Source organism: Okeania sp. SIO2F4 (assembly GCF_010672385.1).
Lineage (GTDB): Bacteria > Cyanobacteriota > Cyanobacteriia > Cyanobacteriales > Microcoleaceae > Trichodesmium.
In genome coordinates this window covers 44,995-66,706 of the sequence record NZ_JAAHGT010000020.1, presented here as the reverse complement: position 1 = coordinate 66,706, position 21,712 = coordinate 44,995, and the positions used below count along the sequence as shown (strand labels likewise).

The window sequence follows — 21,712 nt, the reverse complement described above, 5'->3', positions numbered from 1 at the left end:
ATCAGAAGAACGTCNTAGCATGAGCATTAGGACAACCTAGATGAATGGCGCTATGAATAGTGAATCCTGCCGGATTCACATCAGCATCTGTAGCATCAATTTTGTTGCCATTGACATCAACTCGCACTAGATTTGATGCACATATCTCATCGAAAAGCAGACCATAGGGATTGATCACGAATATAGCTGGTTGCTCCTGAATGCGGACGGAAATATGGCTGTAGATTGTATCTGTCATACCGTAGTGGTGAATCAAGCGGTATGCAGCAGCAAGGTCTTCGCGCAAGTCTTGTTCATTCTGGGAGTAGGACTTGGTTGCAGTTTCCCTAGTTTTCATAATGCTCATATTTATATTCATAGTTATATCCATCAGGACTTACGCAAAACCTCAATTTATACACCATTTGTAGTGGCGATTCGCGTAATTAGGAGCATTCCGTTAGGAAATCGCCACTACAGATGATTCCCGTTTGCGCAGCATTCCGCAGGAAATCGCCACTACTACAGATAGTGGTTATACCTAAGTCCTGTCCATAGTTAATTAGCATTAAATGAAATCAGCAAAATCTCCTCAGGAAAGTAATAGACGGAGTTTCTCATCAATGAATTGAGGTATCGTTCCATCTCTGGATGAGACAGTAATTCTTCCAAGGTAATCTCGTGCGATTCAGATAACTGCTCTGTTTCCTTATCCTTGTTAAAGCAGTTAACTGTTGCCTCATGTTTGATGTAATGCTCTAATGCTGCATAGTCATCAGCTTTGATTGGCTCTTCATAGAATATCTTATGAACTTGATACTCAATTCCACATTCTTCCAGACTTTCTATGACATCTTCAGCAGAGGTAAATCCTTCACCTTTTCCTTCCTTGAAAATTTGCAGGTATTGCTCATAGAAATCCACATAGAAAGATTTACGAGTAGCCAAAGCAATAAATCCAACTCCTGTATCCTTGAGCAAACTAGCACACTTTTTCAATACAACCCCTAAATCCTGGCGTGGAATCATATAAAAGCCGTGCATGGACCATAATAAGTCGTAAGCATTTCTTTCTAGATTTGCTGATTGAATTGTATTAACATATTTGTTCCCTTGCTCTAAGGGAAGATGGATTTTCTGACTAGCTTGAGCAATTGAACTCTCAGAAGGATCTAAGCAATCGTAGACAATATTGCCAATTTCTTCATCAAGTTGGATGTAGTGACTAAAAGCTTCCAACCAACGCCCTGTACCACAGGCAACATCCAGTAATCTTAGAGACGAAGATTCTCCTCGATTATATTGTGATAAAAAAGTACCCAACCAGTCGAAACGCTGCGCTAACTGCCAATAATCAATTACTGGATCTTTGTCTTCTGGACTTCTTTGTTCAACAGTAACACTCGGAACTGGCAAGACAAAAACCCCAATGGGTTCATTTATAAATGCTTTTCCACTTTCCTCAATCTCAGCCAATCTCCAAAATGCCTGGAGAATCTTAGCAAATTTTGCTTCCTGAAGCTGGCGCAAATCGCATTCCATACAAAAGGACATAATTTTAACGCCATTTTCCAACCCTTGGAGACATTCAGTTACATCCAGACGAGCATCGACATGGTAATACTGATGCGGATGGGATTGAGTATCAAGTAAATTTCTAATGTCCTCTGCTGTGAACATCTCGTTCTGATTTCCTTTTGCTTCCAGCATAAACTCGCGCTGAATTTGAGGGATACCTGTAGCAGTTTGGTGGACAATGACCACCCGTCCACCTTCCTTCGTTTGCTTTAAAGCACTCTGAATTGCTTGGTAAGGCTCGTCAAAGTAATATAAAACATGGGTCAACAGAACTAAATCATACTTCTGTTCCCTTTCAAATCTACCCGGTTCAAAATATTCATCATGCACAGACACCTTGACATTTTTGCCAAAAGATGCTTGGTCGAGCCGTTGGAGAAAGCGATCGCGATGAATCTGGTTAGGTTCAAGTGCTACATATCGTAACTGTTTCCACTGTGGATTAAGTCTGGGAATTAAGCTCTGTATAATTTCAATATCAATATCACCCTCGCCACTACCAATACTGAGTACCGAGAAGGTATCGTCTTGGTGTGAGCGTGAATAATTTTCCTCCAGCAATACTGTTATGTTATTGCGGAACCAGTCAATGGCAGAAACTGTCATGGTCGAAGCTGCCTTCCGTAACTCATAACTCTCAGCGTAAAACTTATCATCCAGTGGTGGAGCGACAAGTTTCTGATTCTGTAGCGAGTTGCGCTCAATTTCAGAGGATTGAAAGTTTTCTGGAGATTTGTATTGAATTTTCATTGAAAAAATAAGGTAAATATTTAGTAGTTACTTGAGCGATCGCTAATTTGAGGACTTACGCATTCTTTACTCTTGCCAAAATAGCCTATCTAATCGACTATTTTAGCTGAAAGAAACGCTCCAGTAGTTAACCGACACAGCTAAAATGATGGGTTACATCATTGGGGGCGGATTTATCTAATCAAATGTGAAAGCTGATTAATTTAACGGGGAAACCCGCCCCTACTATTGCAACAAAGCCGTGTGTCACGCCATTATAGCACTACGCAAATAGGTTAGGACATTTTTAAATCCTGTTTGCGCAGCATTCCGTAGGAAAACCCTTTTACAGTCTTCTGTTCCCAGTTAAGTGTTCCCTGTTCCCTATTCCCTAGCGCGTAGCGCTATACTTCTATTAAAATCTCTATACAAAAAAATAGTGGGACAGACTATTGCCTATCCCACTGTTTTCTAAATTATAGCTAAGAAAGAATTGGTTAGGACATAGAGTGATGATGAATCTTAAACAGCCGAAATATTTTTCCAACTCTCAAGAGTTCCCTATTCCCAGTTAAGTGTTCCCTGTTCCCTGCTATAGAAAATTAGTATCTTCTTTGATTAGGCTTGTGTACAATAAAGCTCAATACTTGACATTGCTTCACGTTATCAAAACCCATCACGCGGATAAAGCAATCAGGATTTTCACTACGACAAGCATCAATTTCTATTAAAACTTCTTCAACTGTTTTGGCATGGAATAGAGGTAACTTCCACAAAGTCCAGTAGTGCATTTCTGGTGCAGAAGACTCACTGAATTCTACACCAGCAATGAAACCTTGATCCAGAATATACCCAAGTTGTTTACGAGTTTGCATCTCAGTCAGAGGAGGCAAATAGGAAAGGGTTTCGTAACGACGCTCTTTTGGTAATGTTCTCATGTTTTTTTACTGTTTAATCAATGTACAATTTCTCCAAAGCTTTTAACTGGCTATCAGCTTTTAGCATTCAGCTAGCCTCTTGCAGAGGAACTGCGTTAACAGCTTTTTGTAGCTCTGGGTTAAAATCCTGTGCTTCTTCTATAAGCAGGATTTTTGAGTCGGGGTTGAAATCCCCAAACTTACAAAAAAACAATCTTGCTGACTGCTGACCGCTTTTTTTACGAAAAAGGACTTTGGAAACTCACCTGCGGATTTACCCGTGGGGAAAAATGAATTGGAAATTTTCTTGGCTAATCTGTTTGTTGTTCTGGATCTAGACTAGGGTCTGCTATTTCCAGTTGCGTTATCTTTTCCAGATACCGACGGCGATGTTCCATGTTATCTTTCTGAATACCACTGCGAAGCATTTCTGGTAAATACTCAGCCACTTCCTCTGCTAAATGTTCTCGAACGGTCATCACTCTAAATGCTAATTCTTTATTTTCCTGGAGCAACTCTTGTAGATAAGCTTCTCCATCTTGAATTTTGCCTGTTGAGGAAAAACCACTTAACCAAATTGCTAAGGGAGGGTTTGTCTCTCGTAACTGAGCAGTTACAGTCCGCACAGCTTGATAGGTCAGGTAGCTCGTCAGTACCTTTGCAGTATCTTTCGCAACTTTTTTAATATCCATTTTTGACCCCAGCCTGAATCTATAATGTTAGACTTTAGATTTTAGATTAAGGATTTAATCAATCCTGAGAAACTGTTTGTCAACTCATAAAAACCTATCTCCAAACTTCTCTCCTCTTAGGAGAGAGGCTTTGAAAACCCCATTCCCTTGTAGGGAAGGGGGCATGGGGGTTAGGTTTTTAGGATCGATCGGTTCCATGCAGTACTTCTCAAACAGCTTCTTAGCAGACAAGTGTGACATATCTATTCATCTCTTGCCATCTAAAATCTAAAATCTCACATCTCAAAGACAGACTTAGAGGGTATCCATTGCCTCGAACTCGAACTTGATTTCTTTCCAGAGTTCGCAAGCAACGGCCAAGTCAGGAGACCACTTAGCAGCTTCACGAATCACATCGCCACCTTCCTTGAAGAGGTTACGACCTTCGTTACGAGCTTGGATACAAGCTTCTAGAGCTACACGGTTAGCTGTTGCACCAGGAGCATTACCCCAAGGGTGGCCTAAAGTACCACCACCGAATTGTAAGCAGGAATCATCACCGAAGATTTCAACCAAAGCTGGCATGTGCCAAACGTGAATACCACCAGAAGCAACTGGCATTACACCAGGCATGGAGGCCCAATCTTGAGTAAAGTAGATACCACGTTCGCGGTCTTGCTCGATGTGGTCTTCACGCATTAGGTCCACAAAGCCCATTGTGATACCTTTTTCACCTTCAAGCTTACCAACCACAGTACCAGAGTGTAGGTGGTCTCCACCAGACATTCTCAAGCACTTAGCCAAAACGCGGAAGTGAATACCGTGGGCTTTCTGACGGTCAATTACAGCGTGCATTGCCCGGTGGATGTGCAATAGAACACCATTGCTACGACACCATCTTGCCAAAGTTGTGTTGGCAGTAAAGCCACCTGTTAGGTAGTCGTGCATGATGATTGGAGTGCCAATTTCCTTTGCAAACTCAGCACGCTCCATCATTTGTTCAACTGTGGGGGCAGTTACATTGAGATAGTGGCCTTTAATTTCACCAGTTTCAGCTTGGGCCTTTTCAATAGCTTCTTGAACGAACAGGAAGCGATCGCGCCAACGCATGAAAGGTTGAGAGTTAATATTTTCGTCATCTTTTGTGAAGTCTAAACCACCACGCAAGCACTCATAAACTGCTCTACCGTAGTTCTTAGCAGATAGACCTAACTTAGGCTTAATAGTACAACCTAATAAAGGACGACCATATTTGTTTAACTTATCACGCTCAACAGTAATACCGTGAGGAGGACCTTGGAAAGTCTTCAAGTAAGCTACAGGAATCCGCATATCTTCCAAACGTAGCGCCCGTAGTGCTTTGAAACCAAATACGTTACCTACAATAGATCAAAATGAGTTATTTATATTTATTAGATACAAATATCATTTCCGAATTGATAAAAAACCCAAGAGGCTTCATTAATTGATAATTGATAATTGATAATTGATAATTACCTCAAGAAAAACCGTAACGGAATTGAATATAAGGAAATATCCTAGCAGTTTTTTTACCTGGAAAGGAGAGACTTTTAACCTGAATTATTTAATTAATAATTATTAATTATTCGGTGAGATTTTTCAAAATTCAAGAAGTTGGAGAAAATAAAATTTGTACAAGTATTATCCTCGCTTGTGAATTAAAATTTGGAGCTAAAAAAAAGAACTCTCAAAAACTCATAGAAAAACTGGAAATCATCTTGGAGAGTCTTGAAATACTACCGATCGCTAATCCTATCGAGGAATATTACGCAGAAATTCGTACTTATTTAGAAAGTCAAGGAACTCCCATTGGAGGTAATGATTTATTAATTGCTGCTCATGCTTTAACATTAAATTTAACAGTTATTACAGCCAATGTTAGTGAATTTTCCCGTATCCCTAATTTGAAAGTTGAAAACTGGCTCAATCCTAATTAAAAAAGTTATAAATTTCCCATTTTATCTTAATACTTAATAACATTGTAGTGGACTGTTTCATCTTAAATGTTGCAATATTAAATGTTGCAATAGAAAAGTGTCTGGAGATTGCTATCCTTACGGACTGCTTCGCAAACACTGTCATTCGCAATGACAAATCTAATACACTATAGCAACCCTATTTAAATTGTAATATTTTGCTGGTAGTTAGGAGTCTGAATTCAGAATTCAGAATTCTGAATTTTCAAGGTTTTCAGCTCAAATTAACTATTATAAAAATTGTCACGACCAATTTAGGATTCCTATATTTTAGTTGAAACAGTCCATTACTACAAACTTTATTACAAAAACTGATAGATGATAACTGATAACTGATAACTGAAGTGCATCACTTCAGACTTTCTAATTTAATCCGAGGGTCTACAGCTTTCAACAACAAATCAGCCAACAAATTACCAATAATTAACATTAAAGCACCCATCATTAAACTTGCCATAACTAAATATAAATCCTGGTTTCTTACAGCTTCTAAAATCAGACTTCCTAACCCAGGCCAGTTAAAGAAATATTCAGCAATAAACGAACCACTTAATAATGAAGCAAATTCAAATCCCAATAATGTTACTAAAGGGTTAATAGCATTTCTCAAAGCATGAACATAAATCACTCGATTCTCAGGAAGACCTTTAGCTCTCGCCGTTTGAATATAATTTTGTCGCAAAACATCCAATAATTGCCCCCGCATTAACCTCTGTAAACCAGCAAAACTGGTAATACTTAAAGCAATTGTCGGTAAAATCATGTGCCAACCCATATCTAAAACTTTACCCACAAAAGAGAAATCATCATAGTCGATACTTTGCATTCCTCCAACTGGTAATAAAGGAGAAATATTTTGGGCTAAAAATAATAACAACAGAGCAGTAATAAAACTAGGAAAACCTTGACCAGTGTAACTAATTAATTGCAGAAAACGGTCTAAAAAACGGTTTTGATTAACTCCAGCAATAATCCCTAAAGGAATAGCGATCGCCCAAGTCATTATTAAAGAAGAAATAGATAAAATTAGAGTTGCTGGTATCCTCTCCCATAATAAATCCGCCACTGGTTGTTGAAAAACAAAACTTCTACCAAAATTTCCACTGGTAATAATTTCTCCTAACCAACGTAAGTATTGTTCTAAAGGAGACTTATCTAACCCAAATTGTTGCTCAAGTTGTTGAATAGTTTCTTGAGAAATTTGGGGATTTTGACTTAGAGTATCTAAATAACTACCTGGAGCCAACTGAATTACAGCAAAACAAAGAGCAGATGCTAGGAATAAAGTCAAGATTGCTTGTAATAATCTCTTCAATATATAAGCAAAAGTATCACTGGTAATTAGTTGTTTTAGCTTGTTATACTTCAATTTTCTATCCGCCAAACTAATATGAAATACGTCAATATTTGCTACCAAAGATTGATAGGGAGATGGGGTGATAGGGAGATTCGTAATATTGGCAAAATTTTTGGTATTTTATATAAGTTAACTATATATGAATTATAAATATTCATTCCAAATATATGACTATATTTCTTGAGAACGTTTACTATACCAAATTCCTGTGTAAAATTAATTATATATCCTAATTTACCGAAAAATTAATAATTAATAATTAAATAATTCGCGCCTTGAAACCTCCCCTTGGATAGGGGAAAACAAAGACAATATTCCTTATATTCAATTCCCGAGCGGTTTTAACCTTCTTGTAATTATCAAGTTCGCAATTATCCATTATCCATTAATGAATCCCTGTTCTCTGTTCCCTCTCTAATTAGTATTCAATTAAGCTAATAATTGGCACTTTTGGCAATTTTTGACGCCCACCTAAGTCTTTTAACTCAATCACAAAACCAAAACCTACTAAATTACAATTTGCTTTTTCAATTAATTGAGCTGTAGCTTCCGCAGTCCCACCAGTTGCCAACAGATCGTCAATTACTAAAACTCGACTACCTGGTGGCATTGCATCTTGGTGCATCTCTAAACTATCTTGGCCATACTCTAAATCATAAACAACTGAGTAGACTTCTGCGGGTAGCTTTCCTGGTTTGCGAACTGGTATAAACCCTACATTCAACTGATAAGCTAAAGGTACACCAAAAATAAATCCCCGAGATTCCATGCCCACTACATAATCTGGTTTAAATTCTGAGCATTTTTCTGTCAAAATGTCAATAGTATAATGTAAACCATCTGGGTTGCTCAGAAGGGTAGTAATATCTCGGAAGAGAATTCCCGATTTAGGAAAATTTGGGATTTCGCGGATTAAATTTTTTAGTTCCATTGGGATTAAAATCAAAATTTATCAAAATAACAAAATAATTGGGTAATATCAAATCCGATTACTTTGGAGTTGGGAGATTCATTCAAGAGGCAAAAATTCCAAGTCAAGGTAGGTGTTTGGTCACCAAACGCCTAAAATCTTGAATTGTACCGATTACAGGATTTGATATCATTATCATGCCTTATTAAGGCGAAATGTTTTTGGAGGGCGGGCTAAATACCCTTTACAAAAACAACCTCTGTACCTCGCCAAGGAGACAGTTCCCCTATCTGACTTAATGACTTCATTAACATATTTGGACCAATTCTTGTAATTTCTCAATGGTAAAAAATTTGGTAGTGCTGAAAATATCATAAAGAGTAATCGAAACTTTGTTCAAATTCTCCAAACAAAGTTAATAGAAGTGTTATCGTAATAAAGCAGAAATGGTAGGTAATTAAGGTAATTTTAACAACGAAGTAATGGAATTAAAAACTTCCCCCAGTCCATCTAAACCATTGATATTGAATAATTTACCAGATATGCCTCTCCCTGATGGCGGGTGTCCTCGAAGAAGTAGAACACAAATCGATTTAATGCTTTTGGCAATTGAAGCTTTGCAGCTTGGAGGAGCTGAAGTGATGCTGAAGGTTGTCAAAGACTTGGAACTAGAAGAGATTATTCCTAATCGTGTTTCTTTGTGGCGACTGCGTAGTACAAATCCTCTACGTCAAAACAGTCAACGCCGTCCCTTGACATTAAGTGAAGCGAAGGCCCTAGTAATTATTGCTTGTCACTTGGCCAAACGTTTAACTGTCCCAATTCGGAAACTTTTGTTTGACTATCAGCAGTTAAGCCAAAAACAGTTACCAATAGAAAGTCATTTACAATTATCCTTTTATTTAGAACAGTTTAGAGCGCACTTTCGCAGTCGTATGAACCCTAGGCGTTCTGGTGTAATGGCCTACAATTCGGAGGAAAAGTTAAATCAACTAGGGTTAGAGTTATTGGGTAAGTTGCTATTCTGTACTGGTACGACCGGTATGCAGCGGTTTTGGATTAGTCTGTTTGATGGAGAAGTTTTGTAATATATAACAGGCAAGAGGTAATAGGCAAAAGTGGTATGGGAAAGATATTTTCTAGTTTAAGTTCATCATCACTCTATGCTATAAAATTTATAGCAAATCTCAAAAGTATTGCTAAATATTCTTTAGAGTAGGAGAGTAGGAAGTTAGAAAGTAGAGTTCAACCGAATAGGTAGTCAATCAGCTTAATAGACATGGGCGTGATAATCAAAAATAAAATCAATCCCATACGCAAAAATTATCAATTCTTTCTCCCTGTTAAGTGTTCCCTGTTAAGTGTTCCCTGTTCCCTCTTTTCCGGAGATGGCTAATGCAATGAATCGTTAAAAACATTGCTCAAGCTTACTTATTACTTAATAACTGAAGTCTTGAGCAAGGTCTTGCATTATTTTGGGGAATTTGGTGAAGGAAGTCAAAATTTCAAATTAAGATTGTATCGACTAAAAACTTTGAAACTATTAATAACTCAGAGCGATTATTTCAGATCATCGTAAAATTTCGGTAAGTGGGAAAAGTGCCAGTGTCTTCGGTGCGTCTTACATTCATTCATTCTGGGGAGACCCCAGAATTAGGCACTCGCTTTTAACTGCTGGATGGAAACAACTCGACGGATTTTAATCCGTAGTCAAAAAATTTGTGATAATTAACCAAGAATGAAATAGCCTCTGAGTTCTGACTTCAGCTATAGTTTTCCTGATACTCCCGACCCCTGAATAGTTAAATCAACCCCTATTACCACTAAATTTTGATTCTGTCAAACCAGACAAATTATCAGTTTGAAAATTAGTTAGCCATCTAGGCGATCGCTCCTTACCCAGTTACTATTTTTTAGCCACTTCATCAACGACTCTACTATGGTTTAAGGCTATTATCTCCTAAGCATTTTGAAAATTAGTCATAAAAATAGCACTATATCATTGTTTATATATGATACCAAATGCCTGAAAAAACGCAAGCTCGTAGAAATAGAAAGCAAAATTTTCCGCCGAATTTGATTCTTTTTATTTAAAATTTAAAACATAATCTCTATTTTAGACAACTTTTATTTATGAAATAGCTTTCTAGTGTTGACTTAAAAAATCTAATATGGTAATAATTACTTTCAAGTATAATTAACTATCTATCCTACTAAATTTTCCCATCGAAAGGGAATTTGGAAAAATTATCTCCAATGCCAATTACCAAAAATAATGCCAGACTTCACCAAGACTTCAACGATTAAGTAATCAGTAAAATTCAATAATGTTTTTGACAATTATCAGTTAGTAAATGTATATTATTACTATTTTTATCTCTGCCCCACTCCCCTGCTCAAGCGCTCTCCCACTCAATCATTTCAGTTAGCCTACAGGGGGAGGAACTGCGTTAACAGTACTGACCGCTGAAGCCAGAGGCTTGAAATACTAAAGTTGATTTTTTTCATCCCCTATCCAAGGGGAGCCTATAGACCTGATTTTTTGTCAGATGTAGCAAAACTTTTGAGATTTGGTATAACTCTATTTCCTGTTGCCTTTTTGAGGTAAATGCTGAGTGCTAAAACCTGACCGCTATTCAAAAAAAACATCATATAAAATTTCAATTATATACTGATTTAAACTTAAGAAAATTAAACTTAATACTGATTTAAAATTCACTAAACATAAAAATCAAAAAATATTTCAAAACAATACAAAAAGTTGATTTAATCAACTTACAATTAACCTCATAAGATAAAGAATGGAATTATAATCTAAATAGGTATCAAGTCATACCTAGAAAAAGTCATTCATTAGGGCAAGAAGATAATATGAAAGTAACAAACGAGCATGAACTAGAAGAGCTCATACAGAAAGTCAAACTAGCCCAAGAAAAATACGCCACTTATACTCAAGAACAAGTAGACTACATATTCAAAAAAGCAGCCCTAGCAGCCAACGCAGCTAGAATTCCCCTAGCAAAAATGGCAGCAACAGAAACAGGCATGGGATTAGTAGAAGACAAAGTAATTAAAAATCACTTTGCCTCAGAAATAATCTATAACAAATATAAAGGCGAAAAAACCTGTGGAGTTATCGCAGAAGACAAATCTTTTGGCTTTCAAAAAATTGCCGAACCAGTAGGAATTCTTGCCGGAATAGTTCCCACAACTAATCCTACCTCAACAGCAATTTTTAAATCATTAATAAGTCTCAAAACTCGTAACGCAATTATATTTTCTCCTCACCCCAGAGCCAAAAAATGTACCTGCGAAGCAGCTAGAGTAGTTCTCGAAGCAGCAGTTGCAGCAGGGGCACCAGAACAAATTATCGGTTGGATAGATGAACCAACACTTCCCCTATCTCAACAACTGATGCAACATCCAGATATTAAACTCATTCTAGCTACTGGTGGACCGGGAATGGTTAAAGCTGCTTACTCCTCCGGTCATCCATCTCTAGGAGTTGGTGCTGGTAATACTCCAGCTTTGATTGATGAAACTGCCGATATTAAAATGGCAGTCTCTTCAATTATCCTTAGTAAAACCTTTGATAATGGGATGATTTGCGCTAGCGAACAATCAGTCGTTGTGGTTGATAGTGTTTATGATACAGTCAGACAAGAATTTATCGACCGAGGTGCTCACTTCTTAACTCCAGAAGAAAAAGACAAACTGCGCAGCAAAATTATTGTCAACGGACGGTTGAATGCAGAAATTGTCGGTCAACCAGTGCAAAAAATTGCCGAAATGGCAGGTTTCTCCATCCCAGAAAAAACCAGAGTAATTATTGGTGAAGTGGAAGATGTCAATAAACAAGAACCCTTTGCCCATGAAAAACTCTCTCCCATTTTGGCAATGTATCATGCAAGTAGCTTTGAGGAAGCTGTAGACAAAGCAGAAAGTTTAGTCGAATTTGGCGGACGCGGACATACGGCAGCTCTATATACTTCCCCTGCTAATACAGATCATATTAAACGATTTGAAGATACAGTCGAAACAGCCAGAGTTTTGATTAATACCCCTTCTTCCCAAGGAGCGATCGGCGATATCTATAATTTCCGCCTTGACCCTTCCCTAACTCTTGGTTGTGGAACTTGGGGGGGTAACTCCGTTAGTGAAAACGTTGAACCTCACCATCTGCTCAATATTAAAACAGTGGCAGAACGTCGAGAAAATATGTTGTGGTTCCGCGTTCCCCCCAAAATTTACTTTAAATATGGAGCTTTACCTACTGCCATGCGAGAGTTGGCAGGTAAACAACGGGCGTTTGTTGTCACTGATAAACCCATATACGAACTTGGGATGACTCGCGGTTTAGAAAATGTGCTGGATGAACTTGGGGTTAAATATGACATCTTTTATGATGTGGAACCCGATCCTTCCCTGGATACTGTTAACCGGGGTTTGGATATGATGCGAAAGTTTAATCCTGATGTGATTATTGCTATTGGTGGTGGTTCGCCTATGGATGCTGCCAAAATTATGTGGTTGATGTACGAGCATCCAGAAATTGAGTTTGAAGGTTTGGCAATGCGGTTTATGGATATCCGCAAACGGGTTTATGAGTTACCACCTTTGGGAGAGAAGGCTATTTTGGTGGCAGTACCTACAACTTCCGGTACAGGTTCAGAAGTTACGCCTTTTGCTGTGGTGACTGACCGCCAGAATAATATTAAGTATCCTCTGGCAGATTATGCTTTGACTCCTAGTATGGCAATAGTCGATCCGGAGTTGGTGTTAAATATGCCAAAAGGTTTGACTGCTTTTGGTGGAATAGATGCTTTGACTCATGCAGTGGAAGCTTATGTTTCTGTTTTAGCTTCCGAATATACTAATGGTCTGGCTTTGAAAGCTATTGGATTAATTTTTAAATATCTGCCTTCTGCTTATGACAATGGTGCTAAAGACCCCAAAGCACGAGAAAAAATGCACTACGCTGCAACTATTGCAGGTATGGCTTTTGCTAACAGTTTTTTGGGTATTTGCCATTCCATTGCTCACCAGTTAGGAGCTATTTTTCATGTTCCCCACGGTTTGGCAAATGCGTTGATGATTTCTCATATTATTCGTTACAACGCTACCGATGCGCCATTCAAACAAGCTACTTTCTCTCAGTATAGATATCCTAATGCTAAATGGCGTTATTCTCAAATTGCTGATTATTTGGAACTTGGTGGAGAAACTGAGGATGAAAAGGTAGATTTGTTAATTGCTGCTATTGAAGAATTGAAGAGTAAAGTAGGTATTCCCAAGGGAATAAAGGATGCGGTTTCAGTGAGTGAGGCAGAATTTTTTGCCAAGTTGGATGATTTAGCAGACCAAGCTTTTGATGACCAATGTACGGGTTCCAACCCTCGTTATCCTTTGATTAATGATATTAAGCAGTTGTTAACTAATGCTTATTATGGTGGAGAATTAAATAGTAATGGTAATGGGAATCAGGGGTCAGGACTAAGGACTCAGGAGAAAATAGGGGTCATTAATTGATAATTGATAATTGATAATTGATAATTACCTCACCCATTACCTGCCAATCTGTAGGGGCGGGTTTTGAGGAGAACATCCTGCTGATGTCAAAGATTTTCCTAAACCCGCCCCCTGTTTCATGCACGGACAATGAATGGGGGCGGGTTGATTGAATTTATGGGGAAATGTCAAGGCTTTTGGCTAAACCCGTCCCTACTTTTGAATGTCACCCACACCCTCATATAAAATCCGGATAATTAGTATAGCCAAGTCCGCAGCGACGGTCACTCCGTGGAAGGAAGCAATCTCAGGGATGGGCGGAGATTGCTTCCTGGTGTCGCAATGACTACTGTCACACCCTCATATAAAATCCGGATAATTAGTATAGCCAAGTCCGCAGCGACGGTCACTCCGTGGAAGGAAGCAATCTCAGGGATGGGCGGAGATTGCTTCCTGGCGTCGCAATGACTACTGTCACACCCTCATATAAAATCCGGATAATTAGTATAGCCAAGTCCGCAGCGACGGTCACTCCGTGGAAGGAAGCAATCTCAGGGATGGGCGGAGATTCCTTCCTGGCGTCGCAATGACTACTGTTCAACCAGATTCTATATCAAAAAAAATGGTGCGTTACGGTTCACTTTTTTCCGCTTTGCGCTAGCCAAACGAAGTTGTGCGCTAGCTAAACACACGGTTCTACTAAACTTACCCAAACTTACCCATGAGGGTTTTGGAGCTAGCTTCCTGCTTCACTGAAGACCACTGACTATTGTCTGTAACTTATCTTCTAATCCCTTGGAATTCAAGCTACTGATTCACATAGTTTTTGCTCGTTGACAGCAGCATTAAAGTCTCTGTTTTTTTTATGCACATAGAAGATAATTAATCGCGCATAATAATCTGCGCGATCGCTCACTAAGAAGGAGTAGCTTTTTTTGGGTTAATTAAACAGATTTTATCCCAATTTGATAACTATTTGTAAAAAATAGTATAGCCAAGAAATAAGGAATAAAAAAAGGGGGAAATGATATAAATAGGTATATCATATGATTGAATAAGCTCAAGCATAAAAATAAATTTCTAGCTTTCTATCTTGTAGCATTTGCCTTGAGAAATGGTATTAGATTACATTTTAACTACTTCAGTTTGAATATTATCGGCTGATTTTAAAACTGAATTAGTTTTGACTGCACGGAACATTCCAAAGCGACAAAGACCACTCCCAAATGCAAGACGCATTAGTAGCAAAGTGGGTACTTCTCGTATAGACTTAATTATCCCTGATAAACCAGAGAGAATCATTCCTTGAGGTCTAATTACACCTTGCCAAATAGAATCAAACCAAGAAGGAAGAGTTTCTGGCGTCCAATCTGCGGTTATTACTTCCCCTTCTACTAATCCAGTTTCTGCTATTAGTTCCGAAAAGCCTTCGATACTAGAAAAAGCAGGATGAGACCACTGCTCTAATAATTGACGCATTACAGGTTTTTCCCAAAAATTGAGTGGTTTTTGGCGATCGTCTCGCTGATTCCAGTCAGCTACAACCAATATTCCACCAGGCTTTAATACCCGTATCATTTCTTGAGCATATTTAGCTTTATCTGGCATATGAGGTCCTGCTTCAATAGACCAAACTACATCAAAACTATTATCTGGGAAAGAGAGTGCCAAAGCATCATCTACCTTAAATTTAGCATCAACTCCTTCTGGGGTTAACTCCTGTGCGCGTTGTACTTGTTTAGGACTAATGGTAATACCCGTAACATTAAATCCGTAGTCTTTGGCTAAAATACGGCTACTACCACCAATTCCACAACCTACGTCTAAAACAGTAGTACCACGGGGTAACTTATCGACGCCGCCCCATTTAACCATTTCATGCACAAAGTCAGATTTTGCTGTCAAGAAATTTTTCTTCTGTGGTGGCGAGCCATAATGACCTAAATGAATGTGTTCGCCCCAGTAAAATTCGACGATACCGTCTTCAGTCCATTCATCGTAGGAATTGGCTACAGTTTCTGATGATTGATAACTGCGAGGATTTTTCAGGTAAAGCACAATGCCTATTACTGATAGTAAAAGTAGAAATCCAAGGGTGTAATATAGGTACATTGGAGAAATCATGGTGTTTATTTACAAGTTTATTGGTATTATATTAGATTTTCAAAATTTTATCGTTAAAATGTGAGTTAAGAAACCTAACCCCCCAACCCCCTTCCCTGCAAGGGAAGGGGGAGAAAACTCCCCTCTCCTCGCAGGAGAGGGGGGAGAGGTCTCCAAGGTTGCTCGCTCCTAACCCACAATTTTAGATGTAGGTTGGGTTGAGGAACGAAACCCAACAAAAATCTTTCTCCCCTACTCCCGTACGGACGTTCGCATTTTTGCCGGTGCAACGTCCCTACCCTACTTCCTAATGCACCATTTTAGTAGATGTAGGTTGGGTTGTTCCCGTTAGGGTTGCGTTAGCGTTAGCGTTAGCTTTAGCTTTAGCGTTAGCGTTAGCGTTGCAAAGCAAAGCAAAGCATGGAAACGAAACCAAACAATAGTAGAGTTTTGTTGGGTTTCACTGTCGTTCAACCCAACCTACAGTTTTAGCTACTCCCCCGCTCCCCTACTCCTTTAGGGACGGTAAGTTATTGACAATATTTACAGTTTCTAAACTAACTGTAATTACTTGACGAATTAATCGGACAATATATTGTTCGTCGTTTAAGCGGTTGGGGTCATTTTCAATGTCACTGCGTTTGTCTACTTTTACTTGGTAGCGATCGATAATCCAATCTAAAGCGGAACGATTACCGAGACGATACTCAAAGACTTTTGGCGGAATATTGGCTAAGGTGAGAAAGTCGTTATAAATTAATTGGGTTTTGTCTTTGCTGAGTTTCATTTTTTCGACTCGCCAATTTAAGGGAACTTCTTCATTCTCGATAAATTTTAAGGGATATTCGGGTTGTTGTTCATAGTTGATGTGAATTTCGGCGAGGCGTTTTCCGGCATTGGCAAATCGCTGAAAGTCGGGAGCGTAGGGGATGCGGGGTAATTCTCGTTTCAGGTTATCGGCGTATTTTTCTCGATAGGTGGGATGATGTAAAACGGCGTAGATATAATAGAAGATATCCCATTTAGCGATCGCCTCGTCTTGGTATTTTTGGCGAAAGGTGTCTAAGCTCCACTTGGTGATATTTTCTTGGCGGTTGGTTCCGTCTTCGTTGTAGCTGTAGAAGGGGAAACATTGGGTTTTTTCTAAAATATCTAAGCAAGGTATTTGTGAAGTCATCAGACTATGAAAAGGCTTACTACTACCGACTCCACTTAAACAAATCACCCGATTCTCTTTCTCAGTGTCCGGGGTAGGGAATATGTAGGGAAATTGATAACGACGATTATTTAAGTGAGCATCAAAATAAAGGCAAGATTTAGTAAAAGGACGATAAAGAGACTGTCTAATATTATTCTGATCGTATTCTACGACAATCCCCCGCTTTAAATGGTCTTTCAAATCTCCAGACCAGCTAATTTTAGTATCATCATAAATGACAAAATCATCGACTTTAACAGATTTGTCTTGACAACCCTGCCATTTTCTCACTTGTTCATTATAAGTAGCATTATTACCTGCTTGCGTGACCGAGGTTGCGGAGGGAATGGAAATAGAGACTCAGACTCCGAAGTTGCAAGAATATCGGCGAATGTTGGTGGAGTTAATATTTTCTGAGGGGAATCATGTTTGTGCGGTTTGTGTTGCTAATGAAAACTGTGAGTTGCAAAATATAGCGATCGAGGTGGGGATGGATCATAGTCGGTTTGCTTATCGTTTTCCAGAGCGAGGAATGGATTTATCTCACAAGCAGTTTGGGATAGATCATAATCGTTGTATTTTGTGTACTCGCTGTGTGCGGGTTTGTGATGAAATAGAAGGTGCCCACGTTTGGGATGTGGGGAGTCGTGGTGCTGATTGTTTTATTGTTTCTGGTTTAAATCAACCTTGGGGAGAGGTGGATACTTGTACTTCCTGCGGTAAATGTGTGGATGCTTGTCCTACTGGGGCAATTTTCCGTAAGGGTGCAACGGTAGCTGAGATGAAACGCGATCGCTCGAAATTAGAATTTTTGGTCAATGCGAGAGAAAATAAACAATGGACGAGGTGAATACAGTTATCAGTTATCAGTTATCAGTTAACAGTTATTGATTTAGCACTATTAACTGCTCCCTACTCCCTACTCTCTATTCCCTAATTTATAGTTAGAGACTGAATTTATAAAACTCCCTATTCCCTACTCCCTACTCCCTACTCCCTACTCCCTACTCCCTAATTCAAGGTATTAATTATGTCAAATAAAATAAAATTTGCCACAGTTTGGTTAGCTGGATGTTCTGGTTGTCATATGTCGTTTCTCGACTTGGATGAATGGTTGTTTGAATTGGCAAATCATGTTGAGGTTGTTTATAGTCCGGTTGGAAGTGATATTAAAGAATATCCAGAAAATGTTGATGTTTGTTTAGTGGAAGGAGGCGTTGCCAATCAAGATAATTTAGAAATAATTATTGAGGTGAGGAAAAAGACTAAGACGTTAATTTCTTTTGGAGATTGTGCTGTTACTGCAAATGTGCCAGCTATGCGAAATATGTTAGGTGGTACAAAACCTGTTTTAGAACGAGGTTATTTAGAATTGGCAGATAAAAATAAGCAATTACCAAACGCGCCTGGAATTGTACCAGAATTACTTGACAAAGTTTTGCCTGTGCATGAAGTAGTACCTGTGGATATTTTTATGCCTGGATGTCCGCCTCCTGCCGATCGAATTAAAGCAACTTTAGAACCTTTATTAAAGGGTGAAAAGCCAAAAATGGAAGGTCGAGAAATGATTAAGTTTGGGTGAAATTGAGTAGGTTTGGTTAAGGAAACGAAACCCAACAAATATATTATACTAAATCCGGTTTACATGGCAGCCTTATAATAAGGGTAAGGCAGAAGGGTTAGAGATAAATTTCAAAAAGGTACTTTTTATAACCGGATTTGGTATTATTAATTCTCGGCGTAGTTGTGTAAAAAATACCAGGCAAAAATGCAACAACTCCAGAAGGTAACAAGTAACAAAAGTAATAATTTTAAACTTTTTATCTAATGCCTGTATTTTTACATAAGATTTAGGATTGGTATACATATTTCTGTTGGGTTGCGCTGTCGCTTAACCCAACCTACTAGCTTAAGTGGTGCGTTAGATGGGGAGTGTGGGGAGGGTGGGAAGTGTGGGGAGTGTGGGGAGAAAAAGACACCTAGAAACAAAAATCTATTGCACAGTTTTAGTTGTGTCAGTCTACTACTAATAAGTAACCAAGAAAAGCTGATGAAAAGACAAAAAATTCATCTAATTTTAGCTTTCATATCCTGTGGAATTTTAATAAAATTATCTCTATTAAATATTCCCCAGTCTTTAGCTACTCAACAGGCAATAATTTCTCAGATTATTGATGGAGATACTTTAGAAGTTACTATGTCACAATGTCGAATTTATTGGGAAGGAAAGTCAAAGTTATGTCGGCTATAACTTGCTTGTATTGATAGTCTTGATTATGGAGATAGTTCGTTTTTTGAGACTACCAAAAGTAGACTTGAAACATTAATTCCTAGAGGTACAATATTATCAGTTATTGATACAGGAAAAAGTAGTTGTCAACGGATAGTTCCAGAGGTATTTAAAGATAATACTTCTCTTAATTTACAACTGGTTCGTGAAGGAAAAGCTTCTCTTTTCTGTAAACATTTAGATGATACTTGCCCTAGTTCAAAAAGTGCTTACTTAAATGCTAAAAATTCTGCTAGATAAGCAGGTTTAGGTGTCTGGAATTCTCAACAATATTGGGGAAAAGCTCGCGTTTGTAATTATAATTAAAGAAGGTCTTATATCATGTCTGGTTAAATAGTTATAATTAAAGCTTGTAGTAGGGCTTGAGCAATAAGATAGATATTTCATATCATGTATGGTAGCATCGGAGCCTGTATAAAATAAAATTACAATTGAAAGAAACTTTTCTGCTTTCTGTCTTCCTTCCAGCAAAGTATAAGTATTCAGGCGGAGCGGACACGATATTATGGGCTAAAGCCCTACTACAAACAAAAACTTTTTTATAACTCAATCCGGACATCATATTAGGGTAAGCATTTAGCAGTCAGCTATTAGCTATTGATTTTGGAGGAAATAAAAGCAGTTTAGAATGAGAAATTGAGAGAGAATTAAAAGTTACTGCTAATAGTTAAATTCTTACATTTATGAAATTTATCTCTAAACTTAATCAGTAAAAATTTCATCAGCTATCAGCTTTTTTCGTTTTGCTTAAAATACCCTTCTCGTAACTAAAAGAAAGTCTTACTGATTTCTGATAACTGATAACTGAAATTACCGCTTCTTTAATCAGCAAAAATCATAATTTTATTAAACTAAGGAGAAAATAAACTATGTCTAAAACAGTAGTCATAGACCCCGTAACTAGAATCGAAGGTCATGGCAAAATATCCGTTATATTAGACGATGCTGGAGAAGTATCCGACTGTCGATTTCATGTCGTAGAATATCGCGGCTTTGAAAAATTCTGTGAAGGACGACCCTTTACCGAAATGGCAGGAATAACAGCAAGAATTTGTGGAATTTGCCCTGTCAGTCATTTATTAGCATCTGCAAAAACAGGAGATAAAATTCTCGCAGTGCAAGTTCCTACCGCCGGAGAAAAATTACGCCGAATGATGAATTTAGGGCAGTTAACTCAGTCTCATGCTTTAAGTTTTTTCCATCTTAGTAGTCCTGATTTTCTATTAGGTTGGGATAGCGACCCTGCTAAACGAAATGTCTTTGGGTTAATGGCAGAAAGTCCTAATTTAGCAAGGGCAGGAATTCGACTCCGACAGTTCGGTCAAACTGTGATTGAATTGTTAGGAGCTAAAAAAATTCATGCGGCTTGGGCGGTGCCTGGTGGTGTACGAACTCCCCTCTCTGAAGAAGGGCGAGAATGGATAAAAAATCGTCTGCCAGAATCTTTTGAAACTGCTAATATTGCTCTCAATTTGTTTAAATATTTATTAGACGAACAATTGAAGACTGAAGCCGAAGTTTTTGGTAAGTTTCCATCATTATTTATGGGGTTAGTTGGGGCAAATGGTGATTGGGAACATTACGGCGGAAAATTACGGTTTACTGATAGTGAAGGTAATATTGTTGCCGATAATTTAAGTGAAGATAATTATCAGGAATTTTTAGGAGAAGCAGTAGAAAGTTGGTCTTATTTGAAATTCCCCTACTACAAACCAATGGGTTATCCTAATGGTATTTATCGAGTCGGACCTCTTGCTCGCTTGAACGTTTGTTCGCAAATTGGTACAGAAAAAGCAGACCGAGAATTAAAAGAATTTCGAGACCGTGCAGGTGGTGTTCCGACTTCTTCTTTCTTCTATCATTATGCTCGTTTGGTAGAAATTATTGCTTGTTTAGAAAGAATTGAACAATTGATAGATGACCCAGATATTGTTTCTCCACGCACCCGTGCTACTGCTGGTATTAACTGTTTAGAAGGAGTGGGAGTTAGTGAAGCGCCAAGGGGTACTTTATTCCATCATTATAAAGTAGATGAAAATGGCATTATTCAGAAAGTAAATATGATTATTGCTACTGGTCAAAATAATTTGGCAATGAATCAAACTGTCACTCAAATAGCCAAACATTATATTCACAATAATCAAATTCCAGAAGGAATGTTAAACAGAGTTGAAGCTGGTATTCGCGCTTTCGATCCTTGCCTTAGTTGTTCTACTCATGCAGCAGGTCAAATGCCATTACATATTCAATTAATTTCAGCAAATGGCACAGTTTTAGATGAAGTTTATCGGAATTAAATAGCTTTTAGAAATCAGCATTTTCTACAGAATGCTGCGCAAATAGCTATTAGATAAAGGTAGTAAACTGACACATCTAAAATGGTGCAATAAGTGTAGGTTGAGTTGAGGGACGTAGCTTGCTTCCCGTCAGGGTAACCCAACAACCATCTTTCTCCCCTCCGACCGTACGGACGTT

Annotated in this window: 14 protein-coding genes and 2 pseudogenes; 7 read left to right on the top strand and 9 right to left on the bottom strand. The window is 38.3% G+C overall.

What is annotated here, in order from left to right:
• Position 1 precedes the first annotated feature (1 nt).
• The 5 genes and pseudogenes from F6K22_RS01985 to F6K22_RS01965 form a co-directional block, all read right to left on the bottom strand.
• Positions 2-337, bottom strand: a complete 336-nt coding sequence (locus F6K22_RS01985) for a class II aldolase/adducin family protein (protein ID WP_483244105.1) — start codon at positions 335-337, stop codon at positions 2-4.
• Positions 338-537: 200 nt separating this feature from the next.
• Positions 538-2,307, bottom strand: coding sequence for a methyltransferase (locus tag F6K22_RS01980; protein ID WP_293092687.1), 1,770 nt, complete (start codon positions 2,305-2,307; stop codon positions 538-540).
• 581 nt (positions 2,308-2,888) lie between these two features.
• Positions 2,889-3,224 (bottom strand): ribulose bisphosphate carboxylase small subunit, encoded by a 336-nt coding sequence (locus tag F6K22_RS01975; RefSeq protein WP_293092685.1) that lies wholly within the window; start codon positions 3,222-3,224, stop codon positions 2,889-2,891.
• 290 nt (positions 3,225-3,514) lie between these two features.
• On the bottom strand, positions 3,515-3,895 hold the full coding sequence (gene rcbX / locus F6K22_RS01970) for a RuBisCO chaperone RbcX (RefSeq protein ID WP_293092683.1): 381 nt from the start codon (positions 3,893-3,895) through the stop codon (positions 3,515-3,517).
• Between the two features lie 294 nt (positions 3,896-4,189).
• Positions 4,190-5,263, bottom strand: a pseudogene (locus F6K22_RS01965) (ribulose-bisphosphate carboxylase large subunit); the annotation flags it as partial.
• Between the two features lie 221 nt (positions 5,264-5,484).
• Here F6K22_RS01965 and F6K22_RS01960 point away from each other — a divergent pair.
• Positions 5,485-5,832, top strand: a complete 348-nt coding sequence (locus tag F6K22_RS01960; protein WP_293092681.1) for a type II toxin-antitoxin system VapC family toxin — start codon at positions 5,485-5,487, stop codon at positions 5,830-5,832.
• Positions 5,833-6,220: 388 nt separating this feature from the next.
• On the opposite strand, the gene F6K22_RS01955 is transcribed toward F6K22_RS01960, so the two are convergent.
• Both F6K22_RS01955 and F6K22_RS01950 read right to left on the bottom strand, forming a co-directional pair.
• Positions 6,221-7,261 carry an ABC transporter permease gene (locus F6K22_RS01955; RefSeq protein WP_375340129.1) on the bottom strand — a complete coding sequence of 347 codons (1,041 nt, stop codon included), beginning with the start codon at positions 7,259-7,261 and terminating at the stop codon, positions 6,221-6,223.
• Positions 7,262-7,646: 385 nt separating this feature from the next.
• Positions 7,647-8,159 carry an adenine phosphoribosyltransferase gene (locus F6K22_RS01950; RefSeq protein ID WP_293092679.1) on the bottom strand — a complete coding sequence of 171 codons (513 nt, stop codon included), beginning with the start codon at positions 8,157-8,159 and terminating at the stop codon, positions 7,647-7,649.
• 461 nt (positions 8,160-8,620) lie between these two features.
• On the opposite strand from F6K22_RS01950, the gene F6K22_RS01945 reads away from it, so the two are divergent.
• Together F6K22_RS01945 and adhE are read left to right on the top strand one after the other, a co-directional pair.
• Complete coding sequence (locus F6K22_RS01945; protein ID WP_293092677.1) at positions 8,621-9,226, top strand: DUF3038 domain-containing protein; 606 nt, start codon at positions 8,621-8,623, stop codon at positions 9,224-9,226.
• A 1,783-nt stretch (positions 9,227-11,009) separates the two neighbouring features.
• Positions 11,010-13,667, top strand: coding sequence for a bifunctional acetaldehyde-CoA/alcohol dehydrogenase (gene adhE, locus F6K22_RS01940; RefSeq protein WP_293092675.1), 2,658 nt, complete (start codon positions 11,010-11,012; stop codon positions 13,665-13,667).
• 1,104 nt (positions 13,668-14,771) lie between these two features.
• Here adhE and F6K22_RS01935 read toward each other — a convergent pair.
• Complete coding sequence (locus tag F6K22_RS01935; protein WP_375340128.1) at positions 14,772-15,758, bottom strand: methyltransferase domain-containing protein; 987 nt, start codon at positions 15,756-15,758, stop codon at positions 14,772-14,774.
• A gap of 499 nt (positions 15,759-16,257) precedes the next feature.
• Positions 16,258-17,238: a type ISP restriction/modification enzyme gene (locus F6K22_RS01930; protein WP_363272658.1), complete on the bottom strand. Its 981-nt coding sequence runs from the start codon at positions 17,236-17,238 to the stop codon at positions 16,258-16,260.
• Positions 17,239-17,257: 19 nt separating this feature from the next.
• On the opposite strand from F6K22_RS01930, the pseudogene F6K22_RS01925 reads away from it, so the two are divergent.
• From F6K22_RS01925 to F6K22_RS01910, 4 genes and pseudogenes are all read left to right on the top strand, one after another.
• Positions 17,258-17,797 (top strand): annotated as a pseudogene (locus tag F6K22_RS01925) (4Fe-4S binding protein); the annotation flags it as partial.
• Between the two features lie 180 nt (positions 17,798-17,977).
• Positions 17,978-18,529 carry an NADH-quinone oxidoreductase subunit B family protein gene (locus tag F6K22_RS01920; protein WP_293092671.1) on the top strand — a complete coding sequence of 184 codons (552 nt, stop codon included), beginning with the start codon at positions 17,978-17,980 and terminating at the stop codon, positions 18,527-18,529.
• A gap of 297 nt (positions 18,530-18,826) precedes the next feature.
• Positions 18,827-19,198 (top strand): hypothetical protein, encoded by a 372-nt coding sequence (locus tag F6K22_RS01915; protein WP_293092669.1) that lies wholly within the window; start codon positions 18,827-18,829, stop codon positions 19,196-19,198.
• 908 nt (positions 19,199-20,106) lie between these two features.
• A complete protein-coding gene (locus tag F6K22_RS01910; protein WP_293092667.1) occupies positions 20,107-21,534 on the top strand; it encodes a Ni/Fe hydrogenase subunit alpha in 1,428 nt (475 codons plus the stop codon).
• The last annotated feature ends 178 nt before the right edge of the window (positions 21,535-21,712 follow it).